Raw genomic sequence first — 14,619 nt, forward strand, 5'->3', positions numbered from 1 at the left:
GTTGCGCCACGGCTTCTGGCCGCGGGGCGCCGGCGGCCGCGTCCTGCGGCCGGTCGCGCAGCGGCGCAGCGCCCATGCGGGGCCGGTTGCGCTGCTTGTTGGCAGCGCGCGCGCCCGCCCCGGGGCCTGCGCCCGCCTGCCCGGCACCCGCTGCCTGCGCGAGCGCACGAATATCCCCCTCGTCGAGTTCCAGCCAGGCGCCGCGCCTGAGGCCGCGCGGCAGCACCATGGCTCCGTAGCGGATGCGGATCAACCGGCTGACGGCGTGCCCCATCGATTCCAGCATGCGGCGCACCTCCCGGTTGCGTCCTTCGGAAAGGGTGACGCGGTACCAGCAGTTGGCGCCCTCCCCGCCGCCCTCCTCGATGGAACCGAAGCACGCGACGCCGTCGTCCAGGTGCACGCCGTCGAGGAGTTTTTGTTTTTCTTCGTTGCTCAGCGCACCGAGAACGCGCACCGCGTACTCGCGCTCCAGCCCGAAGCGCGGGTGCATCAGCCGGTTCGCCAATTCACCGGAACTGGTAAATAGCAGCAAGCCCTCCGTGTTCAGGTCCAGGCGCCCCACGGATTGCCACTTGCCCTGCACCAGGCGCGGCAGCTTGCGAAACACCGTCGGCCGGTTCTGCGGGTCGTCGTGCGTCACCACCTCACCGGCAGGCTTGTGGTAGGCGATCACCCGCGCCGGGGGCGGATCGATGCGGTAGCGGATGGGCTGGCCGTTGACCTTGACCTGGTCTCCGAACTGTATGCGCTGTCCGATATGCGCCGGCTCATTGTTCACGGAGATGCGCCCTTCGAGAATGAGCTGCTCCATCTCGATCCGCGAGCCCAGCCCCGCCTGGGCCAGCACCTTGTGCAGCTTGGGCGTTTCCACCTGGGGCTGCAAGATCCGCTTGGCGGGCGGCACGCTGGGCGCAGCGTCGTCTTCGTCGAAGCGCCCCGACACCACGTCTTCAAACTGGTAGCCGGCAGGAGCAGCCGACCGGTGCGGCTCGCGCCTTGGACCCTCGGGTCGCGGCTTCCTGTCCCGGGGTGCTTGCGCGTCGGCTCGGTGCTCGCGCGGACCGGACCCCGCATCGGCAGGGGGTTCTTCGGCAGCACCATGCCCTGCGGGCGGGTCCATCGTGGTGGCCCGATCAGGCGCCGCAGCGTCCTGCACGGCAATGCGGGTCTCAGGCGGCGCCGCGCTGTCGATCTCTGGCGGCAGCAGCGGAATTTCAGGGGTCGAATCATTCATTGCGGTTTTCCCTGGACGCCTCCCGGGGCATCCACATGCTCGTCGCGGAGATGCGTCTCCGCATTCAGAAAAAAGTCGTCCACCGTCCGGGAACCCGTGCCATCGGCCGATGCGGCGGCAACCAGGGTCTGCAACCCGTGCCCGTCGCCCGGCAGGTCGTCGAGCAGCGGCAGTTGGTCCAGCGATTGCAATCCCAGGTCGTCCAGAAACTGGCGCGTCGTCGCAAACAGCGCGGGATGGCCCACGGTTTCCCTGTGCCCGATGACCTCGATCCAGCCCCGATCTTCCAATTGCTTGACGGTCAGGCTGTTCACCGTGACCCCCCGGATGTCCTCGATATCGCCGCGCGTGACCGGCTGGCGGTAAGCGATGATGGCCAGCGTTTCCATCGTCGCCCGCGTATAGCGCGGGGGCTTTTCGGGATGCAGCCTGTCCAGGTAGATGCGCATTTCGGGGCGGCTCTGAAAACGCCACCCCGTGGCCACCTGAACCAGTTCCACCCCGCGCGCAGTCCATTCGAACTGCAATTCCTGCAACAAGAGCTTGAGCGTATCGGCCCCCAGCGCGTCGTCGAACAGCACGCGCAGCGCGCGCAAGGGCACGGGCTGTTGCGCGCAGATCAACGCAGTTTCGAGGACCCGTTTGGCGTCCACCATGTTCATGGTTCAGCGATTCCTGGAAAGCGGCCACCGCGTTGCAGCGCGGTGGCATATCGACAGCAGGGGCAATCAGTGGCGTGGGTGGCGTGCCATGCAGGGGCGCTGGCACGACGCAGGAGCCCGGCGGGATTCCGTCTTCAGGCGGGGGCCGTTCCGGCCATCAGCGCGGCATTGTAACCTAGCCCCCAGGAGGCCAGAGCTTGCTGCATGTCCTCGGGCAGCGGTGCACGGAACTCCAGCGCCTGCCCCGTCACGGGATGCACGAAGGCCAGCCGCCAGGCGTGCAGCGCCTGGCGTTGCAGCGGCCCCAGGGGCGCTCCGCCGTACAGGCTGTCACCGACGAGGGGGTGCTTCAGAAAGGCCATGTGCACGCGTATCTGGTGCGTTCGCCCGGTGTGCAGGGTGCATTGCAGCCAGCATCCCCGATCCGTTCCATCGAGCCACAGGGCATCGGTGCGCGCGCTCTTTCCGGCATGGATCGCCAAGTCGACGACCGCCATGCGCAGGCGGTTGCGCGGATCGCGTCCGATGGGCGCGTCCACGCTCCGGCTCCCGGGGCCCGTCCAGGCGCCGTGGGCCAACGCCAGGTACTGGCGCTGGACCCTGCGCTGCGCGATCGCAGCGACCAGGGCGTCCATCGTGGCCCGGTCCCGGGCCACCACCATCAGGCCGCTGGTGTCCTTGTCGAGCCGGTGCACGATGCCCGCCCGGGGAAGCAGCAGCGCCCCTGCGTCACGCGCCAGCAGGCCATTGAGCAGGGTTGCGCTCCAGTTGCCGGGGGCGGGATGAACCACCAGACCTGCCGGTTTGTTCACGACCAGGAGCTGCGCATCCTCATACAGCACGTCGATGGCCATGGGTTCCGGCCGGAAGGCCTGGCTGTGCGCAGTGGGCCGCATTTCCAGCAGCACCCGGTCCCCGGCCTCGACGCGGGTGGCGGCTTTGCACACCGGCCTGCCATTGAGGCGGACCAGCCCCTGCGCCAGCAGTTGCTGGAGATAGCTGCGGGAAAACTCGGGAACCAAGTCCACCAGCGCCCGATCCAGGCGCGCACCGTGCTGCTGCGCGCCCAGTTCCATGGCGCGCAGCTCGCTTTCCACGGCGTCCGGCGCCTGCGGCTCGTCGGCGGGCAGGTCGTCATCCTCCGCGTCCGGTAGCCCGGCGTCGGCCTGCCCGCTGGCCGGGCAGGCCCCCCCGGGATCACCGGGCAGGCAGGTAGCGCGACGGATCGACGGGCTTGCCATGCCGGCGGATTTCAAAGTGCAGTTTCACGCGGTCGGCGTCGGTGCGGCCCATCTCGGCGATCTTCTGCCCCTTGCGCACGCTCTGCTCGTCCTTGACCAGCATGGCCTGGTTGTGCGCGTATGCCGTCAGGAACGCGTCGTTGTGCTGGATGACGATCAGGTTGCCGTACCCCCGCAGGCCGGCGCCGGCGTAGACGACCCGCCCGTCGGCGGCGGCCAGCACCGGATCGCCCGCCTTGCCGCCAATGTCATAGCCCTTGTTGCGCGCCTCGTCAAAGCCGGCAATCAGCGTTCCCGATGCGGGCCATGCGAAGGCCATGCCGTTTTCGCCCGCAGACGCAGCGGGTGCGGGAACGGTGGGCGCCACGGCCACCACCGTTCCCGGAGCCGGAGCCGGTGAGGCCGCAGGCTTGGGGGCGGGAGGGCTTGCGGCTGCCGCAGGCACCACGCTCGACGCGGCAACAGGCCGTGTCACCACGCCGGATGCAGATGCGGGTGCGGGTGCGGGCGTGGACGCAGCGGCTGGGGGCGGCACGACGCGCAGCACCTGGTCGACCTCGATCCGATCGGCGTTTTCCAAGTCGTTCCAGCGGGCGATGTCCTTCCAGCCCTGGCCCGACTCCAGACCGATGCGGATCAGGGTGTCGCCCGGTTTCACCGTGTAGTAGCCCGGTTTGCCCGCGTTTTCGGCGCCAGGCAAGGGCTTGGCGGCGGCCAGTTGCGGTGCCGGTGTCGAGGACGAAGCAGTGCCCCGATCTTCCACCGGGGCCTGGGTCAGCCGGGTTCCACAGCCACAGAGCACAAGACCCGCGACTGCCGCGGCGAGCCCCGGAGCGAGAGCACGCGATACGAACATAAGCAATTTCCCGTTTCAAGCGATCCCCGATTTTAGAAGGACGAAATGGACCGGCTCGAGAACGCTTTGTTTCAACCCCTGCGCGGTTTTGTCGATGACGAGCAGCATCTGCTGCCTTCCCGTCAAGGCCATCGGGGCCACCAGCCGCCCGCCCACCGCGAGTTGCTCGCACCAGGATGGGGGCACGGCGTCGCCGCCCGCAGCGGCAATGATGGCCGCATACGGCGCGCCCCTGGCGTAGCCCAGCATGCCATCGCCAAACAGCAGGTGAACATTCGTGAGGCGAAAGGGCCGCAGATTCTCGCGCGCCTTGTCGTACAGGCCATGCAGCCGCTCCAGCGTGTACACCTCGCGCGCCAGCAGACTCAGCACCGCGGCCTGGTAGCCGCAGCCGGTGCCGATTTCGAGCACACGCCCCAACCCGCCCGTGCGGGCCCCTTCGGCGCCGAGCAGCAATTCGCACATGCGCGCGACCGCATACGGCTTGGAGATGGTCTGCCCCAGCCCGATCGGCAGGCTGGTGTCTTCGTAGGCCTGCGTGGCGAGCGCGCCATCAACGAACCGATGGCGCTCCACGGTGCCCATCGCCCGCAACACTGCGGCGGACGCGATGCCGCCGGCCGCGAGCTTTTGCACCATGCGCGCCCTGACCGCCGAGAAATCCAGCCCCGGCCCCACGGGCCTCGGTGCGCGCGGCGCGCCGCCCGGTCCGGGCAGTCCCGCGAGGCGGGCCGGAAACCCGGGTCGGCGCTGCATCACGCCCCGGGGACGGTGGTCGCCCCTGCCGCGAACCGGGACACCGTCCGCGCCCAGTCACCGAGCCCGTCGTGATCGGTCAGATCGACCTTCAGCGGCGTGATCGACACATGGCCTTGCGCCGTGGCGTAGAAGTCCGTTCCTTCGGCGCCGTCCTTCGCGGCCCCGGCCCCGCCGATCCAGTACATGGCCTCCCCGCGGGGGTTTTCCTGCACGATCACGCGCTCTGCCGCGTGGCGCCGCCCGAGGCGGCAGAGTTTGATGGAGCCCAGCGCATCCAGCGGCATGTTGGGGATGTTCACATTCAGCAGCCACGGCGTCGTCTCGTTCACGAGATGCTGCACGCGCATCTGCGCCACGATCTCGCGCGCCTTGGCCGCCGCCGCGTCGATTTCGACCCAGCCCTTGTCCACCTGGGAGAAGGCGATCGCGGGGACGCCGAACAGGTAGCCCTCCATGGCCGCGCCCACGGTGCCGGAATAAATGGTGTCGTCGCCCATGTTGGCGCCGTTGTTGATTCCCGAGACCACCAGATCGGGCCGGTAGCCCAGCAGGCCCGTGAGCGCGATGTGCACGCAGTCCGCGGGCGTGCCGTTCACATACCGGAAACCGTTGTGCGCCCGGTGCACGGACAGCGGCGAATGCAGGGTCAGCGCGTTCGACTTGGCGCTGTTGTTGTGCTCGGGCGCGACGACATCCACCGCCACCCCCTCCAGGGTCTTGAGCGCAGCGTGCAGGGCCACGATGCCGGGGGCCTGGTAGCCGTCGTCGTTGGAAATCAGGATTTTCATGGGTTGCTGCAAGGATTGCAGCGGATTGTAGGTGCGGCATGCCGACGGCACGCTGCGTCCCGTCGGGCAAGCCCGTCGCCCGGGGGACATCGCAGGCCGGGGAAGCGCACCTATCATGCGGCCCCTCCCTTGGGAACAAAACAGGAGATATCCCCATGCACGCTTGGCTCTGCACCGAACCCACAGGCGTCGAAGCGCTGACCTGGACCGAACTGCCCACGCCCGTGCCCAAGGCCGGCGAGGTGCTGATCGAGATCCGGGCCGCGAGTCTGAATTTCCCCGACCTGCTGATCGTGCAAAACAAGTACCAGATAAACCGCCCCTGCCTTTTGTTCCGGGATCGGAATACGCCGGCAGGGTCGCGGCGCTGGGCGACGGCGTCACGCAGCTGCGGGTGGGACAGAACGTGGCCTGCCTGACGGGCACCGGTGGGTTTGCCACCCACGCCATCGCCCGTGCGGCCCTGTGCCTGCCTTTGCCGGCCGATTTTCCGCATGCCGACGCCGCCGCGTTCACCATGATCTACGCCACCTCGCACCATGCGCTGGTGGATCGCGCACGGCTCAGGGCGGGCGAGACCGTGCTCGTGCTGGGAGCCGCCGGCGGCGTGGGAACGGCTGCGATCCAGATCGCCAAGGCCATGGGCGCGCGCGTCATCGCCGCGGCCTCCAGCGAGGCCAAATGCACGCTGTGCCGATCCATCGGCGCAGACGCCAGCATCCACTACGGCAAGGAAAACCTGCGCGAGGCCATCGGGGCGCTCACCGACGGCAAGGGCCCCGACGTGGTCTACGACCCCGTCGGCGGCGAGCTTACCGAGCCCGCCTTCCGCTCCATCGCCTGGCGCGGCCGCTACCTGGTGGTGGGCTTTGCCTCCGGCCCGATCCCGTCCCTGCCCTTGAACCTGGCCCTGCTCAAGGGCGCGTCCATCGTGGGCGTTTTCTGGGGCGAGTTCTCCAGGCGCGAACCCCAGGCCAACGCCGCCATGCTCGGCGAGTTGGTGCAGTGGTACGCGCAGGGCCGGATCCGGCCCGTGATCGACCGCAGCATGCCCATGGCGCAACTGCCCGCAGCCTACGCCTGCATGGGTTCGCGCGAGGTGATGGGCAAGCTCGTGATGGTGAATTGAAGAAAACACCCCCCGAGTGCCTGCGGTACTCCCCCCTCAGAAGGGCGACACCCGCAGCCTGACCAGGTAGCGCCCGTTGCGTGCGCCGTGGGTGGCGCGCAGCGCCATGAAAGCATGTGCTACCGTGCCGGGCCTGCGCGCCCAGCCATGCGGCGCAGACCCCGCAACGCAACCCGAATGCAACCGACAACCAACGAATGAGCGCGCAATCCACTCTTGATTTCCCTCCCCCGGGCAACGACGGGGGCGATGGCCTGGGCCTGGCGGACTATGCCCAGCGGGCCTACCTCGAATACGCGCTGTCCGTCGTCAAGGGCCGCGCCTTGCCCGATGTCTGCGACGGCCTCAAGCCCGTGCAGCGGCGCATCCTGTACGCCATGGAGCGCATGGACCTGGGCTACGGCGGCCCCACGCGCAGCACGGCGGCGAAACCCGTCAAAAGCGCCCGCGTGGTGGGCGACGTGCTGGGGCGCTTTCACCCGCACGGCGACCAGTCGGCCTACGACGCGCTGGTGCGCATGGCGCAGGACTTTGCGCAGCGCTACCCGCTGATCGACGGCCAGGGCAACTTCGGCAGCCGCGACGGCGACGGCGCCGCCGCCATGCGCTACACCGAGGCGCGGCTGGCGCGCATCACCGGCCTGCTGCTCGACGAAATCGACGAAGGCACGGTCGACTTCATGCCCAACTACGACGGCAGCACCGAGGAGCCGCGCCAGCTGCCCGCGCGCCTGCCGTTTGTGCTGCTCAATGGCGCCAGCGGCATCGCCGTGGGCCTGGCCACGGAAATCCCGAGCCACAACCTGCGCGAAATCGCGGACGCCTGCATCGCCTTGATCAAGACGCCCGCGCTCGCGCAGGAAGACCTGCTGGCGCTGATTCCCGGCCCGGACTACCCCGGTGGCGGCCAGATCATCAGCAGCGCCGCAGACATTGCCGAGGCCTACCGCAGCGGCCGCGGCAGCCTCAAGGTGCGGGCGCGCTGGCGGATCGAGGAACTCGCGCGCGGCCAATGGCAGTTGGTCGTGGGCGAACTCCCGCCCGGCGTGAGCACGCAGCGTGTGCTCGAAGAAATCGAGGACATCACCAACCCCAAGGTCAAGACCGGCAAGAAAGCACTCAGCCAGGAACAGACCCAGCTCAAGGCAAGCCTGCTGGCCGTTCTCGACCTGGTGCGCGACGAGTCGGGAAAGGACGCCCCGGTGCGTCTGGTGTTCGAGCCCAAGACGGGCAAAACGCCGCAGCAGGAACTGCTCGGCACGCTGCTGGCGCACACCAGCCTGGAGACCTCCGCGCCGATCAACCTCACCATGGTGGGGCTCGACGGCCGACCGGTGCAAAAGTCGCTGCGCCTGATGCTCGAAGAATGGATCGCCTTTCGCCAGAGCACCATCACGCGCCGCTCGCAGTACCGCCTGGACAAGGTGCTCGAGCGCATCCACATCCTCGAAGGGCGGCAGACCGTTCTGCTCCACATCGACGAGGTGATCGCCATCATTCGCCAGGCCGACGAGCCCAAGGCCGCGCTGATCGCGCGCTTTCATCTGAGCGAGCGCCAGGCCGAAGACATCCTGGAAATCCGCCTGCGCCAGCTCGCGCGGCTCGAAGCCATCCGCATCGGGCAGGAGCTCACGCAACTGCGCGAAAGCCAGGGCAAGCTCGAAGACATCCTGAACAACCCCGGCGCGCTGCGCCGCAGCATGATCAAGGAAATCGAGGCCGACGCCAAGACCTTTGCCGACCCGCGCCGCACCCTGATCCAGGCTGAAAAAAAGGCCATTGCCGAAGTCCGGGTGGTGGACGAACCGGTGACCGTGGTGGTCTCGCAAAAGGGCTGGGTGCGCGCACGCAGCGGCCATGGGCACGAGGCCGCCAGCTTTGTCTTCAAGGCCGGCGACGGGCTCTACGGCACGTTCGAATGCCGCACGGTGGACAGCCTGCTGGCCTTTGGCAGCAACGGCCGCGTGTACTCGGTCGCCGTGGCGCTGCTGCCCGGCGCGCGCGGGGATGGTCAGCCCGTGACCACGCTCATCGATCTGGAGGCCGGAACCCGGTTGCTGCACTACTTTGCCGGCCCCGCGCATGCCCTGCTGCTGCTGTCGGGCTCGGGCGGCTACGGCTTTCTGGCGCCGCTGGAGAACCTGCTGTCGCGCCAAAAGGGCGGCAAAGCCTTTCTCACGCTGGGCGAGGGCGAGACGCTGTGCGCGCCCTCGCACGCTGCGGGCAGCACCGGCAGCCAGCCCCTGCCGCCCGCCACGCACGTGGTCTGCGCCTCCACGGGCGGGCGCATCCTGGCGTTCGAGATCGGCGAACTCAAGACCATGGCCAACGGCGGCCGCGGGCTGATGCTCATCGACCTGGACGCCAAGGACAGCCTGGCGGGCGCCGCCGCGTATGCGCGCAGCGTCCGGATCGACGGCCTGGGCCGGGGCGGCAAGCCGCGCACCGAAACGCTGGAACTGCGCTCGCTGAACAACGCCCGCGCCGTACGCGGGCGCAAGGGAAAGGCGGCGGACCTGGGCTTCAAGCCGTCGGCCGTGGCGCGCGTGGAGTAAACACGGGTAACACTTGGGCGCTGCCGCAGGCCACACCGGACACGCCGTCTCCAAGGGGGCCATGCCCTTGCAGCCCGGACCGGCGCCTGCGCCAGGCCGGGATTGCCCCGGCTGCTGCGTTGTCGGCCGGGTGCGGGCGTGAAAGAATGCACGCCATTTGCACACAGGCACGTTCTGGCAGGAGACACACCATGCACACACGCTTTCGGATGGCGCACAAACTCTGGTTGGCGGTGCTTCTGATCGTGGTCTTGCTGGTCGCCGTGCTGGGTATTTCCGGCTATCGATTGGTCCAGGTGCAGGCCCAAGCCGACGCCGTGGCCAATGACATGACAGCCCGCGTGCAGGCAGCGTTGCGCTGGTCCGGCCTGGTCGAAGTCAATGTCGCACGGACCCGGATCCTGATCGCCAGCCCCGACCCGGCGCTCGAAGCGCAATTCAAGGCGACGATGGTCGCCACCTCGGCGCAGATCACCGAGGTGCAGAAGTCGCTCCAGACGATGGCGCTGACCGACGCCGACAAAGCGCAGATGGCGAAGATCGCCGAAGTGCGCAAGGTCTCCGTGGGTCTGCGTGACCAGGCCCTCAAGCTCAAAAGCGAGGACCGGTCAGAGCAGGCGCAGACCGTGATTGAGCAGTCCTACAACCCCTCCATCGACATCTATCTGCAGTCGCTGCGGGACTTTGTGCAGCAGCAACAGAAAAACGCGCAGACCCGGCAGCAGGAGATGGCCGCCATGCGCACGCTGACCCTGAAGATCGCCACCGTCGCAGTGGTCTTGCTGCTGCTGACCATCATTGTCGGTGCCTACTACCTGATCGGCAGCATCCAGCGTCCGCTCGCGCAAGCCAACGGGCTGGTCGAACGCATCGCGGGCGGCGACCTGAGCCTGCAGGAATCCGTGACGCGCGCCGACGAGTTCGGCGACCTGCTGCGCTCGCTCTACGCCATGAGCAACGCCCTGGGCCGCATGGTGCACCAGGTGCGACTGAGCACCGACAGCATTGCGCTCGCCAGCGCCGAGATCGCCACCGGCAATCAGGACCTGTCGCAGCGCACGGAGCAGACTTCGAGCGACCTGCAACAGACGGCTGCCACGATGGAGGAATTCACCAGCACCATCGAGCAAAGCGCAAGCAGTGCGCAGCAGGCCAGCAGCCTGGCCGCCGGAGCCACGGGCGTGGCGCGCAAGGGCGGCGAGGTGGTCACGCAGGTGGTGGCCACGATGGAGGACATCAACCACAGCAGCAAGAAGATTGCGGACATCATCGGCGTCATCGACGGCATTGCGTTCCAGACGAATATCCTGGCGCTGAACGCGGCCGTCGAGGCCGCGCGCGCAGGCGAGCAGGGGCGCGGATTTGCCGTGGTGGCATCCGAAGTGCGCAGCCTTGCGCAGCGCAGCGCCGAGGCGGCCAAAGAGATCAAGCAGCTCATCAGTGCCTCGGTGGAGAAGGTCGAGACCGGCTCCCGGCTGGTATCGGACGCGGGGACCACCATGACCGACATCGTGCAGTCGGTGCAGCGCGTGACCGACATGATCGGCGAAATCACGGCCGCTTCCTCCGAGCAGAGCACGGGCGTGTCGCAGGTGAACAAGGCCATCGGCAACCTCGACCAGATGACACAGCAGAATGCGGCGCTGGTGGAACAAAGCGCCGCCGCCGCGCAGAGTCTGCGCGAGCAGGCGGACCACCTCGCGCGCGAGGTGTCGATGTTCAAGGTAAACGCCGCAAGCTATGGCCCTGCGCAAGCCGCCATCGATGCGGCGCGCGTGACCTCCGCCATGCAATCGCCGCCCCGGCCCGCCAAGCCCGCACCGGGCCTGGCGCCCAAAGCGGCACCGCGGCGCCTGGGCACCGCCACTGCGGCCCCCCGGGGACGAAGGTGGCCCGCGCGCCAGCCCTGTCGGGAAAGGCCGGCAGCGGCAAACCGGCAACGGTCAAGCAGGGCTCGGAAGAGGAGTGGGAGTCGTTCTGATTGCGCGTCGCGGGCTACTACACACTGGCCACGACCAGCGTGCCGCTTGCCTGCGTGCACCAAACCGCCTCGTTCGATGCCCACCCTCTCCTCTGGCCGGATCTCAGACCAGTTCAGCGATCATCTCGATTTCCACGCAGGCGCCCAAGGGAATCTGCGCGACGCCAAAGGCGCTGCGCGCATGCACGCCCTGGGCGCCAAACACCTGACCGAACAATTCGCTGGCGCCGTTGGTCACGAGGTGCTGCTCCGTGAAGTCGCCCGTGGAATTCACCAGGCTCATGAGCTTGACGATGCGCTTGACGCGGTTCAGATCACCGCCGCAGGCCGCTTGCAGCGTCGCCATCAGGTCGATGGCCACGGCGCGCGCTGCGCTCCGGCCTTCTTCCGTGCCGATGTCGCGGCCAAACTGCGCAACCCAGGGTTTGCCGTCCTTGCGCGCGATATGTCCGGTCAGGAACACCAGATTTCCCGTCTGCACATACGGCACGTACGCTCCCACGGGCGCCGACACGGGCGGCAGGGTGATGTCGAGTTCTTTCAGCTTGTCATACACGTTCATGGTCGTCCTCTACAGGAAGTGGGTCATTGGGAAGTGACGGGGTGCCGACGGCATGCGCCAGCGCCGCGTCCAGGCAAGTGTTGCATAGCTGGCCGCAGCCTTGGCTGCTGCCCACCCTGCTCGCATTCGGGGTTGGGACTCACGGCCCCCCGCAAGGCATGCCGTTCTCCTCTCGTGCAGGCTGCGTTCGCTCATGCCTGATGCAGTTTGCTGGCCAGGATGTGCGCTTCGACCTTGCGTGTCAGGTGCACGGGCACGCCGGCCGCGGCAAAGTGGGCTTGCCATGCGTCCAGCACACGGCGGGCCGTGCTGCGGACTTCGTCCAACAGGTCTTCGCATACCTGGTCATGCAATCCGATGCGGGTGAACAGCGCGGCAAAGGTGTCCAGACCGATCATGTCGAAGCGTTTGACGCCCGCCATGTTGAGGGCAATGGACGTGTCGTGGGTGGTGTAGGCCACCGTTGACACCAGGTCGTAGGCCGGGGCCAAGCGTGGCCGCTTCGGATCGTCGTAGAGGAGCGACCAGTTCTTGATGTGGGCGTCTCCGTTGCCCAGCAGGACGTTGAGCACCAGCCGACGCGTCATCTCCTTGAGGTCTGGCAGACCGCCCGCATAGCGCAGCAGCGTGAGCGCGATCATGTCGTAGTTGACCCGGCCGTACTTCTGCGTGGGGCGCAGGTTGAAGACCTGGGCAAAGTCCTCGACGTGCCTGCGACCGCCTTCGGGTCGGTCGAAGCGCCAGATCGCGTAGAACGGTTCGCCTTGCCGGTAGCCGGACATGTCGGGCAGGCCGTCGATCTGCTGCGGCGACAGCAGCGCCACCTCCGGCACGTCGATGCCGACGGCACGCGCGGTTTCCATCGTCGCTGCCTCGACCTGTGGCAAAGCCTCGAAATCCCCGAACGGCGGCTTCACGATGTAGTTGCCCAGGCTGCCGCCGGTGTTGAGCGTGTAGCGCTTGCCCTGGCGCAGCATGGAAAACTTCATCTGCATGCCGCCGAGCGAGAACTTCAACTCGGCCAGTTCTTCGGCCGCCGATGAGAGCGGCAGGCCGCGTTTCAGGCGCAGATGGTCGGGCGTGTCTGCGGGCACCAGCACCACGGCGCCGGGAAGGTCGTACCCGAGCGCGGCCAGCAGGAGGAACTCACGGTCCTCATGGACCTTGAGCCGCCGGGCGATGCGGCTGCGCAGGCCACCTTCGGGCAGCAGGTTCGAGAAGAAGGGCGGCGCCTTGATCGACGCAGACTTGTGTCGCTCATCGCGCAGCAGCGTCCGTGTCTGCGCCTCGTCACCTGGGCGGGCCATGGACAGCGTGAGGATGGGACGCGAGGAGCCAAGGTCCAGGAAGTCGTCGCTGACGACAAAGACCGTCTTCTCGTCCGGGTAGTGCGTCAGGTAGCCGACCCGCAGATCACCCAGGCGCACTTCCAGGGACTGCACGGTGCTCATTGCGGGTCCCTCAGATGGTCGAATTCGGTCAACAGATCTGACGGCGTCGATTGCGGGGCAGCCGAGATCAGATTGCCGAAAGACGGTCTCGGCTGGAGCAGCGCGGCTTGCCCGAGAGGAAGGAACGCCACTTCGAGGCCCAGCGATGCCGCGTAGGTGAGGAGGGTGTCCAGCGTGACATCAAGGCCGTTCTCGATCTTCGAAACGGTGCCCTGGCGCATGTTTTTCACCCGGCCCTGGGACAGCCCCGCCACCTCGCGGGCACGGCGCAGCTGCTGGCCCAGCAAGGCAAGCGTTTCTGGATTGCGGATGCGCACTGGCGGCTTCATGCGGGGTCGGTGATACGGGATCGCGGTTAATTCCCTTCATTCTATACACAAGTATGGATTTTCTGGACAGAATTAGTCGATATAGCGTATTGACGGGCTCGCCAGCGGGGTGTGCAAGGACTGCGCATGCCCGGTTCGGTACTCCGCGACCTCGTGGCGGGGGAACGGGGATATCGAGCACCTCAGGGCGCTCCCGTATCAGACGATGGTGGTGGGCTTGCGCTGCGGCTGTTCCCGGGTGGACCCGGGTGCGCAACGCAAAACAGCCACCCGAACGTGGCTGTTTTGTCTTTCAAATCAACGACTTGGAAGAAGTCGTATGGCGGAGTGGACGGGACTCGAACCCGCGACCCCCGGCGTGACAGGCCGGTATTCTAACCAACTGAACTACCACTCCTGGCAGGCAGCTTTCGCTTGCATCCCGCGACACAAGCCAAGCGCTACAACTTGGTGACCCTACGGGGATTCGAACCCCGGTACTCACCGTGAAAGGGTGATGTCCTAGGCCTCTAGACGATAGGGTCAAAACCTTGGAACGAACTATTGACAAACCCTGGTGGAGGTAACCGGGATCGAACCGATGACCTCTTGCATGCCATGCAAGCGCTCTCCCAACTGAGCTATACCCCCCAACCAATGAAAAATCCGATGACTTCAAGCGCGTCTGCACCTGTCATCATCAGAGCCGCGTATTGTAGATGGATTTTCAGCGGTTTCGCAAGCGTGCCACAACTTTTTCGCGCCCGACGAGTTCCAGCACGGCGTCGACCGATGGCGTATGCGCCGTACCCACGGTCAGTACCCGCGCGGGCATCGCCAACCGGGGCATCTTCAGATCCTGGGCGGCAAGCACCTGCTTGAATGCGGCGCCAATGGATTGCCGGTCCCAGGCGCATGCGGTCAGCGCGTCGGCCAGGGCGTCGAGCGCGGGAGCGATGTCCTCGGTGACGTGCTGGGCACGCTCTGCCTGCGCCGGCGCGACTTCGCCATAGAACACATGGGCCCAGTTGGCGAGGGCCAGCGTCGTGTCGCAGCGGTCCTTGAACAGGGCGCAGATCCGGGGGAGTCG

Annotated in this window: 10 protein-coding genes, 3 tRNA genes and 3 pseudogenes; 3 read left to right on the top strand and 13 right to left on the bottom strand. The window is 67.2% G+C overall.

All coding sequences use genetic code 11. From position 1 onward, the window contains the following. The 6 genes from VTU_RS25475 to surE form a co-directional block, all read right to left on the bottom strand. Positions 1-1,237 (bottom strand): pseudouridine synthase (locus VTU_RS25475; protein ID WP_010100676.1); only part of this gene is annotated, 1,237 nt, incomplete at its 3' end. Next, positions 1,234-1,899 carry an SMC-Scp complex subunit ScpB gene (gene scpB / locus VTU_RS0103145; protein ID WP_010100680.1) on the bottom strand — a complete coding sequence of 222 codons (666 nt, stop codon included), beginning with the start codon at positions 1,897-1,899 and terminating at the stop codon, positions 1,234-1,236. The genes scpB and VTU_RS25475, both read right to left, overlap by 4 nt. Positions 1,900-2,033: 134 nt before the next feature. Next, positions 2,034-3,140: an RluA family pseudouridine synthase gene (locus tag VTU_RS0103150; RefSeq protein WP_010100682.1), complete on the bottom strand. Its 1,107-nt coding sequence runs from the start codon at positions 3,138-3,140 to the stop codon at positions 2,034-2,036. Next, positions 3,097-3,996, bottom strand: coding sequence for a peptidoglycan DD-metalloendopeptidase family protein (locus tag VTU_RS0103155; protein ID WP_029554059.1), 900 nt, complete (start codon positions 3,994-3,996; stop codon positions 3,097-3,099). The genes VTU_RS0103150 and VTU_RS0103155 overlap by 44 nt, the downstream gene beginning before the upstream one ends. Before the next feature lie 15 nt (positions 3,997-4,011). After that, a complete protein-coding gene (locus VTU_RS0103160) occupies positions 4,012-4,752 on the bottom strand; it encodes a protein-L-isoaspartate(D-aspartate) O-methyltransferase (protein WP_010100686.1) in 741 nt (246 codons plus the stop codon). Next, positions 4,752-5,543, bottom strand: coding sequence for a 5'/3'-nucleotidase SurE (gene surE / locus VTU_RS0103165; protein ID WP_010100687.1), 792 nt, complete (start codon positions 5,541-5,543; stop codon positions 4,752-4,754). Before surE ends, VTU_RS0103160 begins: the two co-directional genes overlap by 1 nt. A gap of 155 nt (positions 5,544-5,698) precedes the next feature. Here surE and VTU_RS25480 point away from each other — a divergent pair. The 3 genes and pseudogenes from VTU_RS25480 to VTU_RS25485 form a co-directional block, all read left to right on the top strand. Further along, positions 5,699-6,672, top strand: a pseudogene (locus tag VTU_RS25480) (NADPH:quinone oxidoreductase family protein). 197 nt (positions 6,673-6,869) lie between these two features. Beyond that, positions 6,870-9,227 (top strand): DNA topoisomerase IV subunit A, encoded by a 2,358-nt coding sequence (gene parC / locus VTU_RS0103175; RefSeq protein ID WP_010100689.1) that lies wholly within the window; start codon positions 6,870-6,872, stop codon positions 9,225-9,227. Positions 9,228-9,418: 191 nt separating this feature from the next. Next, positions 9,419-11,059, top strand: a pseudogene (locus tag VTU_RS25485) (methyl-accepting chemotaxis protein); the annotation flags it as partial. Positions 11,060-11,311: 252 nt separating this feature from the next. On the opposite strand, the gene VTU_RS30550 reads toward VTU_RS25485, so the two are convergent. The 7 genes and pseudogenes from VTU_RS30550 to VTU_RS0103210 all read right to left on the bottom strand — a co-directional run. Further along, a complete protein-coding gene (locus VTU_RS30550; protein WP_050809431.1) occupies positions 11,312-11,770 on the bottom strand; it encodes a RidA family protein in 459 nt (152 codons plus the stop codon). 191 nt (positions 11,771-11,961) lie between these two features. Further along, positions 11,962-13,221 carry a type II toxin-antitoxin system HipA family toxin gene (locus VTU_RS0103185; RefSeq protein WP_010100691.1) on the bottom strand — a complete coding sequence of 420 codons (1,260 nt, stop codon included), beginning with the start codon at positions 13,219-13,221 and terminating at the stop codon, positions 11,962-11,964. Then, positions 13,218-13,550, bottom strand: a complete 333-nt coding sequence (locus VTU_RS25490; protein WP_010100692.1) for a helix-turn-helix domain-containing protein — start codon at positions 13,548-13,550, stop codon at positions 13,218-13,220. Before VTU_RS25490 ends, VTU_RS0103185 begins: the two co-directional genes overlap by 4 nt. Positions 13,551-13,870: 320 nt before the next feature. Further along, positions 13,871-13,947, bottom strand: a tRNA-Asp gene (locus VTU_RS0103195). A gap of 51 nt (positions 13,948-13,998) precedes the next feature. Then, positions 13,999-14,074, bottom strand: a tRNA-Glu gene (locus VTU_RS0103200). 30 nt (positions 14,075-14,104) lie between these two features. Next, a tRNA-Ala gene (locus VTU_RS0103205) sits at positions 14,105-14,180 on the bottom strand. A 76-nt stretch (positions 14,181-14,256) separates the two neighbouring features. Beyond that, positions 14,257-14,619: pseudogene (locus VTU_RS0103210) on the bottom strand (glutamate--tRNA ligase); the annotation flags it as partial.

The organism is Verminephrobacter aporrectodeae subsp. tuberculatae At4, assembly GCF_000193225.1.
Taxonomy (GTDB): domain Bacteria; phylum Pseudomonadota; class Gammaproteobacteria; order Burkholderiales; family Burkholderiaceae_C; genus Acidovorax; species Acidovorax aporrectodeae.

What these genes read in the sequence shown, in the direction of transcription:
- VTU_RS25490 (WP_010100692.1), bottom strand. Translation starts at nt 13,550, where the DNA reads ATGAAGCCGCCAGTGCGCATCCGCAATCCAGAAACGCTTGCCTTGCTG.
- parC (WP_010100689.1), top strand. Translation starts at nt 6,870, where the DNA reads ATGAGCGCGCAATCCACTCTTGATTTCCCTCCCCCGGGCAACGACGGG.
- VTU_RS0103155 (WP_029554059.1), bottom strand. Translation starts at nt 3,996, where the DNA reads ATGTTCGTATCGCGTGCTCTCGCTCCGGGGCTCGCCGCGGCAGTCGCG.
- scpB (WP_010100680.1), bottom strand. Translation starts at nt 1,899, where the DNA reads ATGAACATGGTGGACGCCAAACGGGTCCTCGAAACTGCGTTGATCTGC.
- VTU_RS0103150 (WP_010100682.1), bottom strand. Translation starts at nt 3,140, where the DNA reads ATGGCAAGCCCGTCGATCCGTCGCGCTACCTGCCTGCCCGGTGATCCC.
- VTU_RS30550 (WP_050809431.1), bottom strand. Translation starts at nt 11,770, where the DNA reads ATGAACGTGTATGACAAGCTGAAAGAACTCGACATCACCCTGCCGCCC.
- surE (WP_010100687.1), bottom strand. Translation starts at nt 5,543, where the DNA reads ATGAAAATCCTGATTTCCAACGACGACGGCTACCAGGCCCCCGGCATC.
- VTU_RS0103160 (WP_010100686.1), bottom strand. Translation starts at nt 4,752, where the DNA reads ATGCAGCGCCGACCCGGGTTTCCGGCCCGCCTCGCGGGACTGCCCGGA.
- VTU_RS0103185 (WP_010100691.1), bottom strand. Translation starts at nt 13,221, where the DNA reads ATGAGCACCGTGCAGTCCCTGGAAGTGCGCCTGGGTGATCTGCGGGTC.